We start from the raw sequence: 16,821 nt of genomic DNA, 5'->3' as shown, positions 1-16,821 counted from the left end.
ATTAAAAGTAAAAACTGTTTTAGAAAATCGCTATTATTTCCGATACCCTTTTAAAATATAAGTATAAATTCAATATGAATGAATGCTTCATTACATCTATTTAAACATATTTTTCCATTTTTTGAAACATTAGTATGAAATATTATATATCAATGAATGGTTTCTAATGTATTGGTATATATAGTCAGTAGTTTCTTTACTATTCCGATATACTTAAGCTACATTTTCTAATTATTGATTACATTACGGAAGGAATGTAACTCTCTTCTATCGAATTTTTATATAACAAAAATGATTAGGTGGTGCTTTACTATGAAATTAGCTGTCATTGGTGGCGGTGATTTACAAGATTCAAATCACTTGCCTATTAATGAACGCCTTATAGAATTAACAAATAAACAGTATCCAAAAGTATTGTTTATTCCAACGGCTAGTCATGATGATGAAAGCTATATAAAATTATTTTTAGACACGTTTGAAAAACAATTACATTGTGAAGTACAAATTTTACGCATTACAACAGATTCACCTTCTAAGTATGAAATAGAGGAGATGATTCATTCAGCCGATTTAATTTATCTAGGTGGCGGAAACTATATTCACATGCTTACGCAATGGAAAGAACATAGACTTGATGAAAAATTATTATTGGCTCTGCAACAAGGAACACTTATTGCTGGTTATAGCGCTGGTGCTATGTGTTGGTTCACGTCTAGTATCCGATCAGATTATGAAGGTTCTGGTTACATAGAGAGTAACGGATGGGGTATTGTTAATAAAAGATTTTGTCCACATTATAATCAATTAAACAGAATGAACGCCTTCCATTCCTTTTTACAAAATCATCAAGGGAATATAGAAGGAATTGCACTGGAGGATAATTGCGCTTTATATATTACAGAGGAATCCTTTGAGATTATCGGTGAACCGGAAAAAGCGTGGGAGTTTTATATGAGTGATAAAACACTCATTAGACAACATTTTGATATAACTTTAAAAAGCTATTTGTAAACCTGCACTTACGAAAAAATGTCCCTAAGTCTAATAACTTAGGGACATTTTTCTATTTAACTAACTAATCGTGTAATTCGTTTCTTTTGCCATGAAAGCTTATAATATGCATACTGCAATAGTAAGCTGACAATAAATGCTGCTGGATACCCGATCCAAATGCCTTCTATTCCAAGACTTGTATGGTAAGAAAGATAATATGCTACGGGTACTTCTACAAGCCAAATTGAAACAACTCCAATAACAGTTGGCCAAAGTACTGTACCGCTCGCTCGCATTGTCGCACTAATAATTTGTGCATGACCGAAAATTAAATAACTCCATAACGTAATCATAACTAAGCTATGAGCAATTTCAATTGTAGTTTGACTCGTTAAAAATAGTGATAAAATGTCTCTTGAGAATAAATAAATAAGAGATATTAACACACCACCGATGACGTAGTTCATAATAATTCCGGCCTTCACAACTTTCTGCAATCGATCAAATTGATTCGCCCCAATTGATTGTGCTGCAAAAATAGAAACTGTAATACCAAGGCTAACTGCTGGCATTTGTACATAACTTGCAACTTGATTCACAACGCCGTAAGCAGCTGTTGCATCCGAACCGTAACGATTTACAAATGCGATTACGGCAATCTCAGATAATGAAACTAATATCATATTTATACTTGCCGGTATACCGAGCCTTAGCAATAGCTTTAATAACTCCCCATCCATTCGAAGGTATTTTCTAACCGTTCCATCTAGTTGTAATGGGTGATTTTTCTTCTTTAAATACACAAGCATGACAATAAACGTAATAACTGTAGATATAACAGATGCATAGGCTGCTCCATACACATCTAATTTCGGAGCTCCTAACCATCCAAAAATAAGAACTGGTAATAAAATCATATTTAGTGCTGTACTTACAATTAAAAAGTAAAATGGCGTTTTAGAATCTCCTGTACCTCTCATAAATGTTGTATATGCGAAATATAAAAATAATACTGGCATCGATATAAATAAAATCCGTGCATAATGTACACTTATTTCAATAATATTTTCTGGCGTTCCCATTAGACGCATAATATCCATCGCAAAAATACTTCCTATTATCGCCAACACAACTCCAATAATAAAGGTAAATGTCAGCGTCGTACCAACGATAGCTTTTAAACGATCTTCGTTTTTAGCACCAAACGCCTGACCAATTAAAATAGAGCTCCCTGAACCGATACCAATTACAAATGAAACGAGCAAGAAAAATAATGGGAAGAATGCTGATATGGCCGCTAAATCATTAACTCCAAGCCATCTTCCTACTACTACCATACCAAATAATTGTCCAACTGATTGTAGTACATTACTTAATAATAACGGTACTAAAAACATCGACATCGATTTCCAAATTGGTTTACTCTCACTTTCCAACTTATGTGACTCCGCACCTTCTTTATTGTTATCTGCAGGTGGTTTCAAATTTCATTTCTCCTTTTATTAAAAATCTATTTTCAATATCTATCTCTTTGTATAGTTGTTATAATACTATGCTTCTATTCATTTTCTTTTCATATGATTATAACTTCACCCAATATTGACTTCCATCGGCTGTTCGATCTAAAAATCCATATTCGATTAAATATCTTCTTAAAGTTACGAAATCAGGGTATACATTTTCTATCACTGTATTTACTTCTTTTTCAGTATACTTTTTATTACTATCAAACTTTTTCACTAAATGACGCAATATAATTAATTTACGCTTTTGTTTCTTCGGAAATTTAGAGAGAGGTCCATCTAATCCTTCTGTAAAGTGAGCTTTTAATACTTCATTATTTTCTTCTTCCGTAATATTGTATCGGTCATCCACCATCGTTGCTGTTCTATGAATTGGCACAAATTTCGTTTGTACTTTTGATTTTTCTTCTGATAATTCCATTAGCGCTAAAAATACTTTTGCTTGTTTCATTTTCTCTCGCAGTGTAAATCGATGATTACGAATTGTTGATGTACTTCCGCCATCCATCTCTTTTACAATTTCTTTATCATTCAGTCCCATATAGAAAAACTGAACCATTTTCTTTTGTAAATCCGTTAATCCAGTAAATTTCTTATCCATATTTAGCAAATAATCAAACATAGACGTATGCTCATTTTGAATATGCAATTGGACGAACTTCTCTGCTTCATACAAAACTTGATTATCTTGATAAATAACACCTTTAATAAATGTTTCACCACAAGCTAAGCAAATGTACCCCTCTTTTTCTTCATCAAACACATACCCTTTCTTTAATTCCTCTATTGACGCATCCCAAAACTTCTCTGAAATATCGCTCATACTAAACACTCCTCCAAAATGTTTATTTAAAAACCAAACAAATCGCTATATCGTTTATTATTACTTCATCATCTTATCACAACACAAACAAACATTTCAACGTTTCGTTTGCCCATTTTATAAACTTTTATAAAAACATCTATCGAAAGGATTTAATACAACGAAAAGCGAATATGTTTATACAAATTCATTTTATAGGATGTAAAATAGAACATGAATATTCTTCAAGACCCTTGGTTTACCGTTAAGTAAATTGCACAGAACGCATATGCGATTAGTGAATATGGAACTGGTATTCACTCATTACAAAACTTCAGTATTCAATTTTAACTACAAAAAAGATGTTTTCGTATAAGAAAACATCCTTTACTTTTTATATATTCTATTTACAGTCTCTACTAAAACCTTACTTGCTTGTACAAATGTATGCTTTCGATTTCTATCTTCAACAAATTTATTAGCACAACTACTCATAATCATCATACAACTAATTATGACTAACGCTATCTTTCTATTCTTGTAAGTCACTTTATGCCACTCCACTATTACAAAACTTCTTTTGAATTTATCCCATCAAGAAATTTTACATGAATAATAAAACGTGTGAATATGCAATTCTGCATATTCACACGTTTTATCACAATGTTATGATTTAATTTAGTTAAAGAACAAGTATACCGAGGTGACTAACTTGAAATTTAAAGCGAAAAAAAATCCATTCCACGTCATTTTCATTACATTATTTATAATTATTTTTTTCGTTTCGTTATTCTTTCAAAATGAAAATTCTATTTTTTTCACTCTCATGATGCTGCTAAATATCGTGAATCTTTCTTCATTCTATTTCTCTCACTACAACGTAACGGAATCATCTCTTGTTGTAAAACACGGTTTCATACTTCGTACTGAAATCCCATTTAAAGACATTCGCCATATTAAGCACTCTGGCAAAAAACTTCGTTCAAAAAAATGGACTAGGCAACAATTAGAAATTAATTATAATTTATTTGACTCAGTGACCTCTTTCGTACCACAAGAAGAAGAAAAATTCATTTCACTCTTAAAAGAGAACTGCCCACAGATGAAAGTAATGAATACGCCTGCTAACAAATAATATATTTTGAAGCTTGCATTATTGCAAGTAGATGAAACTTAAAAATGAACATCAAAAAGCCAAGATTCTATACTCAGAACCATGGCTTTTTCTATTACTCTTTTGGAGCAATCATTTTCTTTGGATCTACAATTTCATCAAATTGCTCTTCTGTTAGTAGCCCAGATTGCAATGCTGCTTCTTTTAAAGTTAATCCTTCTTTATGAGCATGCTTCGCAATTTTCGCTGCATTTTCATATCCGATATGTGGGTTTAGCGCTGTTACAAGCATTAGTGAGCGATTCACATTTTCATTAATTACTTCTTCATCTGCTTCAATACCAACTGCACAATTGTCATTAAACGAAACAATTGCATCCGCTAATAAGTGAGCTGATTGTAAGAAGTTATAAGCAATAACAGGTTTAAATACATTTAACTCAAAGTTACCTTGGCTCGCAGCAAATCCGATTGTTGCATCATTCCCCATTACTTGCGCTACAACCATCGTTAACGCTTCACTTTGCGTTGGATTTACTTTACCTGGCATAATAGAGCTTCCCGGTTCATTTGCTGGAATAATAATTTCTCCAAGACCACTACGTGGACCACTTGCAAGCCAACGTACATCGTTAGCGATCTTCATTAGATCCGCAGCTAATGCTTTTAATGCACCGTGAGTATATACAACTTCATCATGGCTCGTTAATGCATGGAACTTATTTGGTGCAGAAACAAATTGTTTACCTGTAAATTGACTAATTTCCTCTGATACCATCTCACCAAATTTAGGATGAGCATTAATACCTGTTCCAACCGCAGTTCCACCAATTGCTAACTCTTTCATATATGTATTGCTCTCTGCAATCATACGCTCTGTTTTTTCAAGCATACGGTGCCATCCGCTAATTTCTTGCCCTAAAGTTAACGGCGTTGCATCTTGTAAATGTGTACGACCAATTTTTATAATATGTTCAAATGCAGTTACTTTTTCTGCTAAAGTTTCTTTTAATTTCGTAATTGCTGGTAATACGTGATTTTCTACTGCGATTACACAAGCTACATGAAGCGCCGTTGGAAATGTATCATTTGAACTTTGTGACATGTTCACATCATCATTCGGATGAATATGTACGTCAGATCCCTTCTCTTTCAAAATTTGATTCCCACGATTTGCAATTACTTCATTCACATTCATGTTTGACTGTGTACCACTACCTGTTTGCCATACGACAAGCGGAAAATGTTCATTCCATTTCCCTGCAATCACTTCATCCGCAGCTTCTACAATTGCTTCTGCTTTTTCTTCTGATAGCTTTCCTAATTTTTGATTGCTAAGCGCTGCACTCTTCTTTAAAATTGCAAATGCTTTTACAATTTCAAGCGGCATTTGCTCTGTTCCAATTGGAAAGTTTTCTTTACTACGTTGTGTTTGTGCTGCCCATAATTTATCAGCTGGAACTTTTATTTCTCCTAATGTATCTCTTTCAATTCTGTACTCCATGTTTTCATCCCCTTGAAAATATAATACCTACATCTCTTATAATAACAGACTTTCTCTTAAATGATAAGAATTCTCACTCTTATATATAGATATTCTATATTTATTTAAAAAAATTCCTCTTGACCTAAACTTAAGTTTAGGCTGTATCCTTTCCATTGTAGCCTACTATAACATTACTGGAGGAATTCAATATGAAAAAATATGCTTTTATAACAGGTGCGAATAAAGGAATTGGATATGAACTTGTTCGTCAATTAGCAGAAAAAGATTATCACGTATTTTTAGGTGCTCGTAATGAACAACTTGGACAACAAGCCGTAGAATCTTTAAATGTTTCAAACGTTTCCTATATTCAAGTAGATATTTCAAATTCACAATCCATTCAAGAAGCAACAAAGAAAATTTACGAAACGACTGATCACTTACATTTATTAATTAATAATGCAGGCATAGCGCTAGACTTCAATATGCTACCTAGTGAATTAAATATTGAAACTTTACGCCAAGGATTTGAAGTTAATTTTTTTGGAACTTTCCAAATGATGCAAGCCTTTTTACCATTATTAAAGAATTCAAGCAACAGTAAAATAATAAATGTAACAACTGACATGGCCTCACTAACAATGTTTGCTAATGGTGAAACACATCCAATTAATACACTAGGATATAATTCTTCAAAAACAGCTATTAATGCTTTAACATTAGCTTTTAGTAAAGAATTTGCCACTAACGGTCCAGAAGTATTTGGGGTAACTCCTGGTTTTACAACTACGGATCTTAATGGAAATTCCCCCGGTGGCCATACAACCACTGAAAGTGCTAAAATTATTATTAAATATGCATTAAGTGAAACAAACTATAATGGTAAAATACTTAACAAAGATGGCATTATACCTTGGTAATAAAAGGATGAATGATATGTATTATACAATTGGGCAAGTCGCCAAAATGCAACACTTAACTATTTCTCAAATACGTTATTACGATAAACAAGGACTGTTTCCTTTTCTGCAAAGAAACGAAAAAGGAGATCGAGTTTTTGATGAAGAAGCACTGAAATATTTAGAGATGATTTTGTGTTTAAAAAACACTGGTATGCCAATTCAAAAAATAAAACAATTTATCGACTGGTCTATGGAAGGAGAATCTACCATCCTTCAAAGGTTAGAATTAATGAAACAACAGGAGACCAATGTCTTACAGCTCATTCAAGACACTGAAAAAAACTTAAAAAAGATACAACAAAAAATTGCTAAATATGAGAATGAAATAACTTCAGCAAATGCTATTAAAAAATAAAAAAATCACCTTCTACATATTGTAGAAGGTGATTTTTATTTTATGATGCTTGCTTTCCTTTATCTGCATCATCTACATACCAGATGAATTTGCCTGTATATCCGTAAATAACTGCTAAAATTAACGATACGAAGCTTAACCACATAAACGGAACGTATGAGAACGTTGCTACACCTAAAATACCAGCCATAAAAATACCATTATCAGACCATGGAACCATACCTGAAGTTAACGTTCCACCTACTTCTGAGTTACGCGCTAATACACGACGGTCTATTTTTAATTTATCATAGCTATCTTCCATAATTTTTGGTGTTAAAATTAGTGATACATACATCGCACAACCAAATATATTAGCTAAGAATGCCACGATTAATGTAGACAATGTTACATTACCTGCAGAATTTAATTTCTTCTCAAATTTTGATACGATTACTTTTAAAACACCTAGTTTTTCAAGTAATCCACCAAATCCTAAACCGAAAATAATAACGGCTACTGAGCCAAGCATGCCGTTAATTCCACCACGGTTTAATAACTTGTCAACAAACTCAACACCAGATTGAATTGAGAATCCGTTATAAGCTGTTCCAATCGCCTCTCCAAAGTTCATCCCTTGGAAAAGGGTTGCCCAAATTGCACCAATTAAAGCTCCCATTGCAATTGTTGGCATAGACGGTTTCTTCATCGCTAATAGAACGATAACAATGACCGCCGGAACAAGCATCCATATTTTAATATCAAATTGCTTTAATAAAGCTTCTTTTAAAAATTCTACTCGATTCAAATCTACATTATCGCCGCCATACATCCAACCAGCTACAGTAAACATAATACTAGTAATAATATAAGCTGGAACATCTAATACGAGCATAGCTCGAACGTGAGCAATAACATCTACTTTCGCCATAGAAGCTGCAAGAACTGTGCTATCAGAAAGTGGTGATAATTTGTCGCCGAAATAAGCTCCTGAAAGAACTGCACCAGCAACAAGCGGAAGTGGTAAACCAAGTCCTTCACCAATCGCCATCATAGCAATACCTGCTGTTCCCACTGTTCCCCAAGACGTTCCTGTTGCGATAGAAGTTATAGAACAAATAATTAATGTTGCTAATAGGAATATGCTAGGGTGAATAAATTCTAATCCATAATAGATTAATGTTGGTACTACCCCACCAGCAATCCATGTTCCAATTAAAGCACCTACTGCAACTAAAATCAGTATCGCTTCTAATCCGTTAGAAATCCCTTTCGTAATTGCATCTTGCAATTCTTGATAACGAAATCCTAATCTTAATCCAAGCGCAATTACTAAAAACCATGAAATAAATAGCGCTAATTGAATTGGGAGATCAAAAATCGTTTGGAAGGAAAAGACAACAGCAAGAAATAGTAATAAAAGAACTATGATTTCTAGCATCGATGGTAATCTTACACTTTTCATTTTTTTCTCTCCTTACAAGTCGATAACATGACGTATGTCGTCTTACATGTATGTAATATACAATTAGCGAAGACAAAACAAAATTTTCATATTATTTCGATTTATTTTTCCAGTATAATATATTCACAACCCTTTCTATTGTAAAAGTAGATTACGTTTTTCGCAATGAAAAATATAAAAAATGTTGTATTTTTATTTATCCCGATATTTTCGGCCAATAAGACCCCCGTCTCAAAATTCAGTAAGTGCAAAGCACTTAGGTAAGAAATTAACTACTGTAAAATTCCGAATTGATATGAACGTATTAAAGCTTCACTTTATTTACAAAGAAAAATCCCATACTAACTTTTTTAATATTTGCTGCAACAAAACTTTTTACAACTATCTTCACTTTTTAATTCACACCATAATTTCCCACACAAAAATAGGGCACACATCATTAAAATGATGCATGCCCTACCTTTATTTATACATATTTTGTATTTCTTCTTTATTTTTAAGTATTTCCTCAAACTTATCACTACAACCCTTCGGAAATAACACTCCCAGTCCATATGAATGCGCAAATTGAAAATGAGGGTACTTCGCTTTTACCTCATCCCAAAACTTATATACGCCGAAATCACTACTTCTAACTTCAATATCATGAAATAATACAATACCGTTTTTCGCGACTTTCGGTAGCCATGTATTATAATCGTGAGAAACAGCTTCATACGTATGATAGCCATCAATATGCAAAAGATTTATCGTTTCATCTTGAAACCGGTCTACAGCATCATCAAAAGTAGATCGAATTAAATTTCCTATATTAAGGTAGTTATCGCTCACTACTTTTTCTACTATTTGAAAAACCCCTTCTCCATATGGACCTGTATGCCCATCTCCAGCCCAAGTATCTACTGCAAAGCATTTAGTCGATAACCCTCCATCTTTTACTCCCTGACAAAAACTAAAAAAGGAAGCTCCTAAATGTGTACCTAACTCAACTAAAGTTTCTGGTTTTTCAAATCGTACTAAGTCATATGCAAAATCTAAATGTCCACTCCACGCAGATTGTGACCGAATAATAGGACTAAATGTTTCAAATTCAAATGATGGTTTATGAGTAACCCAGTTCATCGCATAACTCCTTCTGCACATATTTTTAACAAACCAAATTACTCTTATCTTTATTTTTTTATCGCCTTGATTATGATTCTATTTCATGAAAATATGAAGAATTTATTCTTTTCTATTGAGGTAAAGCATCATATACATATGGGTCAGTTGGCTTATTAATTTTCTCGATTTTGTTTACTTTTACAAGTGGAAAGACTGTTCCTTTATATGTCGTTTCATCTAATAATCCTGTTATTTTCACCCATGTTTCTTCTGGAATTTTTTCAATATTTTTCCCGGTAACAATCATCCCCCAGACTGATGCATCCGCAATACAACAAGTTATGCCATATCGAGCCACTACTGCTTTATTACCCGTCACATCTTTATCCTTATATATAAACCCTAAAAATGTAATTTCTTTCCCTTTAAACCAATTAATATTTTGACCAATTACATTCATTGTTTGAACATAATCCTTATCCTTTACTTGTAGTTTACGCTGTCCTAACATACTTTTTACTACTTGCTCTTCCGTTTTATAAGTCGTTGCTAAATTTGATGTTTCTTCTGAATCAACTAATACTTCTCGCTCATCAAACTTAACCTGTTTCCCCTCTTTTTCGTTTCTTTCCAGACTTCTCGCCTGTACACTTTGATTCATACCCCTTTTTCCTGCTAAACTTCCATCAATTGTTACACTTCCAAAGAGAAAAGCACTAACTATCGGAACAACAAATAAAACATATACAAAGAAACTTTTTATCCCTGATTTTGATGTTGTATGATGTTTACAACAATTACAATCATGCTGTTTTTCTCTTCCATCTCCCCAAACTTGTACAATACCAAAAATTAAAATTACTACAAAAGCTATATACGTAAATTTGATCATTTTTGGAGCGATAAAATTATAAATATTTCCTGTTACAAGTAGTTTAAATAAGAGCATTGCTAAACCAATTAAAATAATGCCACGTATATAGCGATGATACGCCTTCTGCTCCTCTTTCTCCATTCTTTCTCACCTCCTATAACATTATGATTTGCAGGATGGTATACACAGATACAATGACAATTCCCATCAAAAAGAATACAAATTTCTTTTGAAAATACGCAAATAGCATTAACGTATTTTTCATATCAAGCATAGGCCCAAACACAAGAAATGCGAGAAGTGCCTTTACCGAGAAAACATGTCCAAAAGATGCAGCTATAAAAGCATCGGCTGCAGAGCAAATTGATAAAACATAACCAAATCCCATCATAATAAAAGGGGCAATTACTTCGTTATGTGCTACTGCATCCAGTATATTCCGATCAAAAAACGTCTGAAATACACTTGCTAAAAAAGCACCTATCAATAAATATTTACCAGTATCAAAAAACTCATCTACAATGTGATTCATAACATCTTTCCAACTCTTTTTTTTGCTTATTTGAACTGAAACCTCTACGTCTTTTAAAACATTTCTTTCGCGATAGCAGTAATACACAATTAGCCCTATAAATAGAGCAACTAAAATTGTTATCCCAAAGCGTGCATATACAACGTAATCATTTTTTGGAAACGCATATACAGTAGATAAAAGAACAACTGGATTCATAATGGGTGCACTCAATAAAATAACAATGCCTACATGAAGTGGTAGCCCTTTTTGAATGAGTCTTCTTACAATTGGTATAATGACACATTCACACATTGGAAAAAGAACTCCCACAAATACTGCTGGAATCATTGCAACAATTGGAGATTTCGGCATTACTTTTTGAATCATATCTTCCGTCACAAACACTTGAATACATGAAGAAACAATTACCCCTAATAAAATAAAAGGTATTGCTTCAAAAATGATACTTAAAAATACCGTATTCACATTCAGCCATTCCTGCGGTATATTTGTGTGCAAATTTACTAGACTTGTAAAATCTACAAAAAATAATAAAAAGAGAAACATAGCGATAAGAGCTATGCCTACTAATTCTTTTGAAACTCTATTAAAGACCAAGCTTCTCGCCTCCATTTTATTTATATGTAAACATGTGCTTGTCCAAATGCTTCATACTACAACACAAATTTTATAGTCTATTTCTATTCTTAAATCGTAATCATTATGATTTATTATTGATTTTTCTTTCCCTATCGTTTAATATAAAACGTAATCATTACGATTTAAAGGAGAGATCATTTCATGAAAAAAGTACCTATCACTGTATTAAGTGGTTTTTTAGGATCTGGAAAAACCACCTTACTACATCACATTTTGACTAATAAGAATAACTTAAAAGTAGCTGTTATCGTTAATGATATGAGCGAAGTAAACATTGATGCATCTCTTATAAAAAAGGGTGGTTTTTCACGTACGGAGGAAAAACTAGTAGAGATTCAAAATGGCTGTATTTGTTGTACACTACGAGAAGATTTAATGATAGAAGTGAATCGTCTTGTGAAAAATGGTGATATTGACTATATTATTATTGAATCTTCTGGTATAAGTGAGCCTATTCCAGTTGCTCAAACGTTTACTTATACAGACGAAGTCCTTAACATTGATTTAACGAAAAATTGTCGCCTCGATACGATGGTTACAGTTGTAGATGCAAATAGATTTTGGGATGATTTTGCAGATGGAGAAAGTTTATTAGACCGAAAACAAGCCATCGATGAGAATGATACCCGAGAAGTTATTGATTTATTAATAGATCAAATTGAATTTGCAAACGTAATTATTCTTAATAAGATAGATTTGCTAGAAAAAGAAGATGTGATAGAGCTTCATCATTTACTAAAAAAATTAAATCCTAATGCAAAAGTTCTTGAATCTTCGTTTAGCAAAGTACCATTACAAGAAATTTTAAACACAAATCTATTTAATTATGAAGAAGCCAGTCAATCGGCCGGCTGGATACAAGAATTAAATAGTTACCATCATACACCAGAAACAGAAGAATACGGTATCAATTCCTTTGTTTACCGCCGCAAATATCCTTTCCATCCCGAGCGCCTTATGAATTGGCTAGAAAGATGGCCTTTAGATGTTGTAAGAGCGAAAGGATTCTTCTGGCTGGCATCTCGTAATAATATGATAGGGCTTCTATCTCAAGCAGGTTCCTCTATTACAATTCAAGGAGCCGGTGAGTGGATAGCGGCATTACCTGAAACTGAAAGAAATCAAATGATTACAGAAGAACCAGAAGTATTGAAAAACTGGGATAAACAATATGGAGATCGAATAACCGAACTCGTATTTATTGGAATTGATATGAACCGTTCGTTAATTGAACAATCATTAGATGATTGTCTATTAACAGAAAAAGAAATGCAACAAAACTGGAATACATTTATTGATCCTATCCCGGCTTTTACTTATACTTCATAACAATTAATAAAAGGCTTCAGTAGAATGAAGCCTTTTTACTTTATAGCACTCTTATTTAATAAGTTTGCTTTAATTATGAATACAATTGTACCTAAAACAATTAATATAGCATATACGATACCAACTACATTACCTATTTTTTCTAAGCCAAGCGGTAATATTATAGTAGCAACTCCAACTATATAAGAAAATGATCCTGAAAGCTTCGCTAATTTATTTTTATCTCCAACAAACGTTTCTTCTTGATATCCTGCTAACAAAAACACCCTCTTTTTCACATGTATTTGATACCCTAAAAAAATGATAAGTAACCCAACAAATAAACAAACTAAAAATCCAGCTAACATATACTCCCCCTCCTCTACAATATTTTACTATACATAAAAAACAAATTAGAAATTTCAGTTTATTAATGAGTCATTCTGTGATATATTGCATATTGTATTCAATTTGTATTTTTAGAAAGGAGAATTTTAGATCATATGGATTCAAATCGATTAAAAGGAATTATAATGGTCATAATCGGTGCTTGTTTATGGGGCTTATCTGGTACAGCTGCACAACAACTTTTTCAATATGACAATGTTTCAACCGAATGGTTAGTTACGATCCGTTTACTTATATCTGGAATTATTTTGCTCATTATTTCCTCATTCGGAACGAGAAAAAAAGAGATATTTAGCATTTGGAAACAAAAATCTGATGCTATTAAAATGATTTTGTTTGGTCTATTCGGTATGCTTGCTGTACAGTATACGTATTTCGCTTCAATTAAAGAAGGAAATGCTGCCGTGGCAACATTATTACAATATTTAGCTCCTATATTCATCACTGTATACTTACTTTTCAAATGGAACGTTCGTCCATCAAAAATTGATTTCATTTCAATTACCCTTTCATTAGTAGGCACTTTTCTCTTACTAACAAACGGGTCTGTTCATAACTTGGCTGTTTCTACACCAGCTATTATTTGGGGGATTTTATCTGGATTATCTCTCGCTTTTTATAGTTTATATTCAAAGGAATTGTTAGAAAAATGGTCTTCCTCCGTTATCGTTGGATGGGGCATGATTATTGGGGGTATTGGTGTAACGATTGTACACTTTATTTCTACAAACGAATTCATTTTATTATCAACTATGAAATATGTAAAACTAAGTACCCTACCGCTCATCACATTTGTCGTCATTTTCGGGACACTTATTGCCTTTTATTTATACTTAGACAGCATACGATACCTGACTCCGAAAGAAACAACATTATTTGGTTGCACAGAACCACTCGCAGCTATTATTTCTTCTGTACTTATATTGCAAGTGCCATTTCAATCTTTTCAGTTATTAGGCGCTTTTTGTGTCATTGTAATGGTGCTCATCTTAAGCCAAAAGCCGGATGAAGGGAAACAAAAATTAAAGCTTGTTCATGCAAAAAAGGAAAATATACAATGAAAGGATTGAATTCACTATGCCTGTCCCTCAAAATTATAAAAAACCAGGAAGAGTTTCAGCAAAATCACTCGTTTTAAATCAACTACAAAATTGGATTATTGAAGGTGTACTGAAGCCCAATGAAAAAATTAATGATGGGGAATTGGCTGAGGCACTAGGAGTAAGCAGAACACCTGTAAGAGAAGCACTTCAAATATTAGAGATTTCTGGATTAGTGGAAATGGTACCAGGGCAAAAAACGAAAATTGCTCCTATTAAGTTAGACGACGTATCTATCATTTATGAAACGATGGCTGGTCTTCACTCTATTATAGGAAAGCAAGCTCTTCAAAACATTACAAACGCTGATATTCAACTACTTTCTGAAATAAATGAGCATTTTCAGCAATCTATAGAGAAAAAAAACGCAAAACAAGCTTTAGAATTAGATATACAATTCCACAATACAATTTCTTCTATTGCTAAAAACCAATATATTGAACCCTTTCTAGAAAATATGCAACTTCACGTTTTACGTCTTGAATATTTGTTTTTCCAAAACTTTGTTCCAGCAAGTCAATCTATTGAAGAACATCACTCTATCATTCAAGCATTACAGAAGCAGGACGAAAAACAAATGGAACAAATAATGACCCAAAACTGGCTCCGTCCCATGAAAGAAATACAAAAAATAATTTCTACGAAATAAAAAGAGAGCTGGTTACACAAAATCGTAACCAGCTCTCTTTTTACTAATCTATATAGCTACGCCTGAATATTCGCATAATCTTCCATATCTTCGTACTCTTTTTCCAATTCCTCTAAAGACAGCTCGTATAATTGTCGGTCGCGAATCTTAAACACACCTGCTCCAATTAACTCATCAATTAAATGCCTCTTACGATTTTCAACAGCAAAACGGAGTTGACTACTCATCTTTTAAAAAACTCCTTTCTACGATCATTGAAAATGATAATCTCTATCAATTACCACTTTTGATTATAAAAGATGACTCTTTATAAGTAAAGTAATTTCATGAAATATTTACCTTGCAAAGTACTTGTGGCCACATTATATATATGTATGCCGTGCGAAAAATGTTATGACACTTTTTCTTATCCTTTTTCTTTCATACTTTGCAAGTTGTCTCATCATGATTAAATTCACCATCTATTTCTACTTGAATGGTGACATGTTCTACATGAAATTTCTCCTTTAATACATACGTAGCCTCTTTTAATACACTTTGCGTTTCATTCCCTTTAATAATAAGATGACATGTTAATACTTGAAAATCTGATGTGACAGACCATATGTGCAAATCATGAACTTCTTTGACAATCGGAATATTTAATAACGTACTTTTTACCTCTTTAACATTTATGTGCTGTGGTGCACCTTCCATTAATATATGAACCGTATCACGTGTTACACGCCATCCACTAATAATGACTAAAATAGACACAAGAATACTAGCAATCGCATCTGCAGCAGTCCATCCGAAAAATTTAATAAGTAACGCAGCAATAATCGCTCCGACGGAACCCAATAGATCGCCTAGTACGTGCAGGAAAGCACTTCTTAAATTCAAATTACCTTTCACATCTCCGCCTCTCATTAATATCCAAGCTGATAAAATATTAATAAGCAGACCAAGGACTGCAATAATGAGCATCCCATTACTAGCAATCTCAACTGGTTCTTTAAAACGACGGATTGCTTCAATAAAAATGTATACCGAAATGACAATAAGAACGACACCGTTACATAATGCTGCTAACATTTCGACTCGCTTATACCCGTATGTTTTCGCAGTTGTTGCTGTTTTTTCTCCGAGTTTAAACGCAAGTAAACTTAAAGCTAAAGATACTGCATCACTTAGCATATGCCCCGCGTCAGATAGTAGTGCTAAGCTATTTGTTACAAATCCACCAACAACTTCTGCAATCATAAAACTTGTTGTTAGTAGGAAGGCAATTAGTAACGCCTTTTTATTTTTTGAATGACCATGATCATGCGAATGTCCCATACTTATACTCCTTTAAGTACAATATCTGTATGTTAGTATGAAACAAACTCCCCACCTTTATCCCGAATTGACTGATTGTAAACGCCCGCTTCCTCTGTATACACACTTCGCTATTTTTTAAACAATCCCTTTTTCTCAAATAAAACAAGACTACTTCTTTTTTATTTTCATATTGTTTACTAATGAAAGAATTTTGAAGGAGGTT

The 16,821-nt window shown here is 33.1% G+C and carries 18 protein-coding genes; 7 read left to right on the top strand and 11 right to left on the bottom strand.

Annotated elements, in window-relative coordinates:
* Nucleotides 1–312 precede the first annotated feature (312 nt).
* A complete protein-coding gene (locus tag HMPREF2590_RS18025) occupies nt 313–1,011 on the top strand; it encodes a peptidase E (RefSeq protein WP_000762121.1) in 699 nt (232 codons plus the stop codon).
* Nucleotides 1,012–1,067: 56 nt separating this feature from the next.
* Here the strand turns inward: HMPREF2590_RS18025 and HMPREF2590_RS18020 are convergent, their stop codons facing one another.
* From HMPREF2590_RS18020 to HMPREF2590_RS30420, 3 genes are all read right to left on the bottom strand, one after another.
* Nucleotides 1,068–2,477 carry an MATE family efflux transporter gene (locus HMPREF2590_RS18020; RefSeq protein WP_000804128.1) on the bottom strand — a complete coding sequence of 470 codons (1,410 nt, stop codon included), beginning with the start codon at nt 2,475–2,477 and terminating at the stop codon, nt 1,068–1,070.
* A gap of 97 nt (nt 2,478–2,574) precedes the next feature.
* Nucleotides 2,575–3,339, bottom strand: a complete 765-nt coding sequence (locus tag HMPREF2590_RS18015) for a DUF2087 domain-containing protein (RefSeq protein WP_016109722.1) — start codon at nt 3,337–3,339, stop codon at nt 2,575–2,577.
* 366 nt (nt 3,340–3,705) lie between these two features.
* Nucleotides 3,706–3,822: a hypothetical protein gene (locus HMPREF2590_RS30420; RefSeq protein ID WP_002061095.1), complete on the bottom strand. Its 117-nt coding sequence runs from the start codon at nt 3,820–3,822 to the stop codon at nt 3,706–3,708.
* A gap of 208 nt (nt 3,823–4,030) precedes the next feature.
* Between HMPREF2590_RS30420 and HMPREF2590_RS18000 the strand changes: the two genes are divergently transcribed.
* Nucleotides 4,031–4,453: a PH domain-containing protein gene (locus HMPREF2590_RS18000; RefSeq protein WP_000669071.1), complete on the top strand. Its 423-nt coding sequence runs from the start codon at nt 4,031–4,033 to the stop codon at nt 4,451–4,453.
* Between the two features lie 94 nt (nt 4,454–4,547).
* Here the strand turns inward: HMPREF2590_RS18000 and fumC are convergent, their stop codons facing one another.
* Nucleotides 4,548–5,936, bottom strand: a complete 1,389-nt coding sequence (fumC, locus tag HMPREF2590_RS17995; protein ID WP_000456608.1) for a class II fumarate hydratase — start codon at nt 5,934–5,936, stop codon at nt 4,548–4,550.
* Nucleotides 5,937–6,127: 191 nt separating this feature from the next.
* On the opposite strand from fumC, the gene HMPREF2590_RS17990 reads away from it, so the two are divergent.
* Nucleotides 6,128–6,838 carry an SDR family NAD(P)-dependent oxidoreductase gene (locus HMPREF2590_RS17990; protein WP_000759549.1) on the top strand — a complete coding sequence of 237 codons (711 nt, stop codon included), beginning with the start codon at nt 6,128–6,130 and terminating at the stop codon, nt 6,836–6,838.
* A gap of 16 nt (nt 6,839–6,854) precedes the next feature.
* Nucleotides 6,855–7,235, top strand: a complete 381-nt coding sequence (locus HMPREF2590_RS17985; RefSeq protein ID WP_000291861.1) for a MerR family transcriptional regulator — start codon at nt 6,855–6,857, stop codon at nt 7,233–7,235.
* A gap of 40 nt (nt 7,236–7,275) precedes the next feature.
* On the opposite strand, the gene nhaC is transcribed toward HMPREF2590_RS17985, so the two are convergent.
* The 4 genes from nhaC to HMPREF2590_RS17965 all read right to left on the bottom strand — a co-directional run bounded on the left by nhaC (nt 7,276) and on the right by HMPREF2590_RS17965 (nt 11,804).
* Nucleotides 7,276–8,679, bottom strand: coding sequence for a Na+/H+ antiporter NhaC (gene nhaC / locus HMPREF2590_RS17980; RefSeq protein WP_000843992.1), 1,404 nt, complete (start codon nt 8,677–8,679; stop codon nt 7,276–7,278).
* A 462-nt stretch (nt 8,680–9,141) separates the two neighbouring features.
* On the bottom strand, nt 9,142–9,801 hold the full coding sequence (locus HMPREF2590_RS17975) for a class I SAM-dependent methyltransferase (protein WP_001104673.1): 660 nt from the start codon (nt 9,799–9,801) through the stop codon (nt 9,142–9,144).
* Between the two features lie 112 nt (nt 9,802–9,913).
* The gene (locus tag HMPREF2590_RS17970; protein WP_000409931.1) at nt 9,914–10,798 is read right to left on the bottom strand and encodes a TIGR03943 family putative permease subunit; all 885 of its coding nucleotides are present in this window, start codon (nt 10,796–10,798) and stop codon (nt 9,914–9,916) included.
* Between the two features lie 13 nt (nt 10,799–10,811).
* Nucleotides 10,812–11,804: a permease gene (locus tag HMPREF2590_RS17965; RefSeq protein ID WP_170950075.1), complete on the bottom strand. Its 993-nt coding sequence runs from the start codon at nt 11,802–11,804 to the stop codon at nt 10,812–10,814.
* 168 nt (nt 11,805–11,972) lie between these two features.
* On the opposite strand from HMPREF2590_RS17965, the gene HMPREF2590_RS17960 reads away from it, so the two are divergent.
* The gene (locus HMPREF2590_RS17960; protein ID WP_050821756.1) at nt 11,973–13,160 is read left to right on the top strand and encodes a GTP-binding protein; all 1,188 of its coding nucleotides are present in this window, start codon (nt 11,973–11,975) and stop codon (nt 13,158–13,160) included.
* A 35-nt stretch (nt 13,161–13,195) separates the two neighbouring features.
* Here HMPREF2590_RS17960 and HMPREF2590_RS17955 read toward each other — a convergent pair whose 3' ends face one another.
* Entirely contained in the window at nt 13,196–13,507 is a 312-nt protein-coding gene (locus tag HMPREF2590_RS17955) for a DUF3784 domain-containing protein (protein WP_000879381.1), read from the bottom strand.
* A 135-nt stretch (nt 13,508–13,642) separates the two neighbouring features.
* On the opposite strand from HMPREF2590_RS17955, the gene HMPREF2590_RS17950 reads away from it, so the two are divergent.
* Nucleotides 13,643–14,608: a DMT family transporter gene (locus HMPREF2590_RS17950; RefSeq protein WP_000378087.1), complete on the top strand. Its 966-nt coding sequence runs from the start codon at nt 13,643–13,645 to the stop codon at nt 14,606–14,608.
* 16 nt (nt 14,609–14,624) lie between these two features.
* A complete protein-coding gene (locus HMPREF2590_RS17945; RefSeq protein WP_050822194.1) occupies nt 14,625–15,296 on the top strand; it encodes a GntR family transcriptional regulator in 672 nt (223 codons plus the stop codon).
* A 56-nt stretch (nt 15,297–15,352) separates the two neighbouring features.
* Here HMPREF2590_RS17945 and fbpA read toward each other — a convergent pair whose 3' ends face one another.
* Together fbpA and HMPREF2590_RS17935 are read right to left on the bottom strand one after the other, a co-directional pair.
* The gene (gene fbpA / locus HMPREF2590_RS17940; protein WP_000098302.1) at nt 15,353–15,523 is read right to left on the bottom strand and encodes a Fur-regulated basic protein FbpA; all 171 of its coding nucleotides are present in this window, start codon (nt 15,521–15,523) and stop codon (nt 15,353–15,355) included.
* A 193-nt stretch (nt 15,524–15,716) separates the two neighbouring features.
* Nucleotides 15,717–16,616: a cation diffusion facilitator family transporter gene (locus HMPREF2590_RS17935; protein WP_070861485.1), complete on the bottom strand. Its 900-nt coding sequence runs from the start codon at nt 16,614–16,616 to the stop codon at nt 15,717–15,719.
* Nucleotides 16,617–16,821: the final 205 nt, after the last annotated feature.

It is taken from the genome of Bacillus sp. HMSC036E02 (assembly GCF_001836235.1).
In the GTDB taxonomy this organism is placed as follows: Bacteria; Bacillota; Bacilli; order Bacillales; family Bacillaceae_G; genus Bacillus_A; species Bacillus_A cereus.
Note: the sequence above shows the minus strand (reverse complement) of the source record. Positions and strands in the feature narration are given on the sequence as shown.

Bases quoted from the DNA above. Each gene is read 5' to 3' on its own strand.
- HMPREF2590_RS18025 (WP_000762121.1), top strand. From the start codon at position 313: ATGAAATTAGCTGTCATTGGTGGCGGTGATTTACAAGATTCAAATCAC.
- HMPREF2590_RS17935 (WP_070861485.1), bottom strand. From the start codon at position 16,616: ATGGGACATTCGCATGATCATGGTCATTCAAAAAATAAAAAGGCGTTA.
- HMPREF2590_RS17970 (WP_000409931.1), bottom strand. From the start codon at position 10,798: ATGGAGAAAGAGGAGCAGAAGGCGTATCATCGCTATATACGTGGCATT.
- HMPREF2590_RS30420 (WP_002061095.1), bottom strand. From the start codon at position 3,822: ATGATGATTATGAGTAGTTGTGCTAATAAATTTGTTGAAGATAGAAAT.
- HMPREF2590_RS17990 (WP_000759549.1), top strand. From the start codon at position 6,128: ATGAAAAAATATGCTTTTATAACAGGTGCGAATAAAGGAATTGGATAT.
- HMPREF2590_RS17965 (WP_170950075.1), bottom strand. From the start codon at position 11,804: ATGGAGGCGAGAAGCTTGGTCTTTAATAGAGTTTCAAAAGAATTAGTA.
- HMPREF2590_RS17945 (WP_050822194.1), top strand. From the start codon at position 14,625: ATGCCTGTCCCTCAAAATTATAAAAAACCAGGAAGAGTTTCAGCAAAA.
- HMPREF2590_RS17975 (WP_001104673.1), bottom strand. From the start codon at position 9,801: ATGAACTGGGTTACTCATAAACCATCATTTGAATTTGAAACATTTAGT.
- HMPREF2590_RS17955 (WP_000879381.1), bottom strand. From the start codon at position 13,507: ATGTTAGCTGGATTTTTAGTTTGTTTATTTGTTGGGTTACTTATCATT.
- nhaC (WP_000843992.1), bottom strand. From the start codon at position 8,679: ATGAAAAGTGTAAGATTACCATCGATGCTAGAAATCATAGTTCTTTTA.
- HMPREF2590_RS17960 (WP_050821756.1), top strand. From the start codon at position 11,973: ATGAAAAAAGTACCTATCACTGTATTAAGTGGTTTTTTAGGATCTGGA.
- fbpA (WP_000098302.1), bottom strand. From the start codon at position 15,523: ATGAGTAGTCAACTCCGTTTTGCTGTTGAAAATCGTAAGAGGCATTTA.
- HMPREF2590_RS18015 (WP_016109722.1), bottom strand. From the start codon at position 3,339: ATGAGCGATATTTCAGAGAAGTTTTGGGATGCGTCAATAGAGGAATTA.
- fumC (WP_000456608.1), bottom strand. From the start codon at position 5,936: ATGGAGTACAGAATTGAAAGAGATACATTAGGAGAAATAAAAGTTCCA.
- HMPREF2590_RS17985 (WP_000291861.1), top strand. From the start codon at position 6,855: ATGTATTATACAATTGGGCAAGTCGCCAAAATGCAACACTTAACTATT.
- HMPREF2590_RS17950 (WP_000378087.1), top strand. From the start codon at position 13,643: ATGGATTCAAATCGATTAAAAGGAATTATAATGGTCATAATCGGTGCT.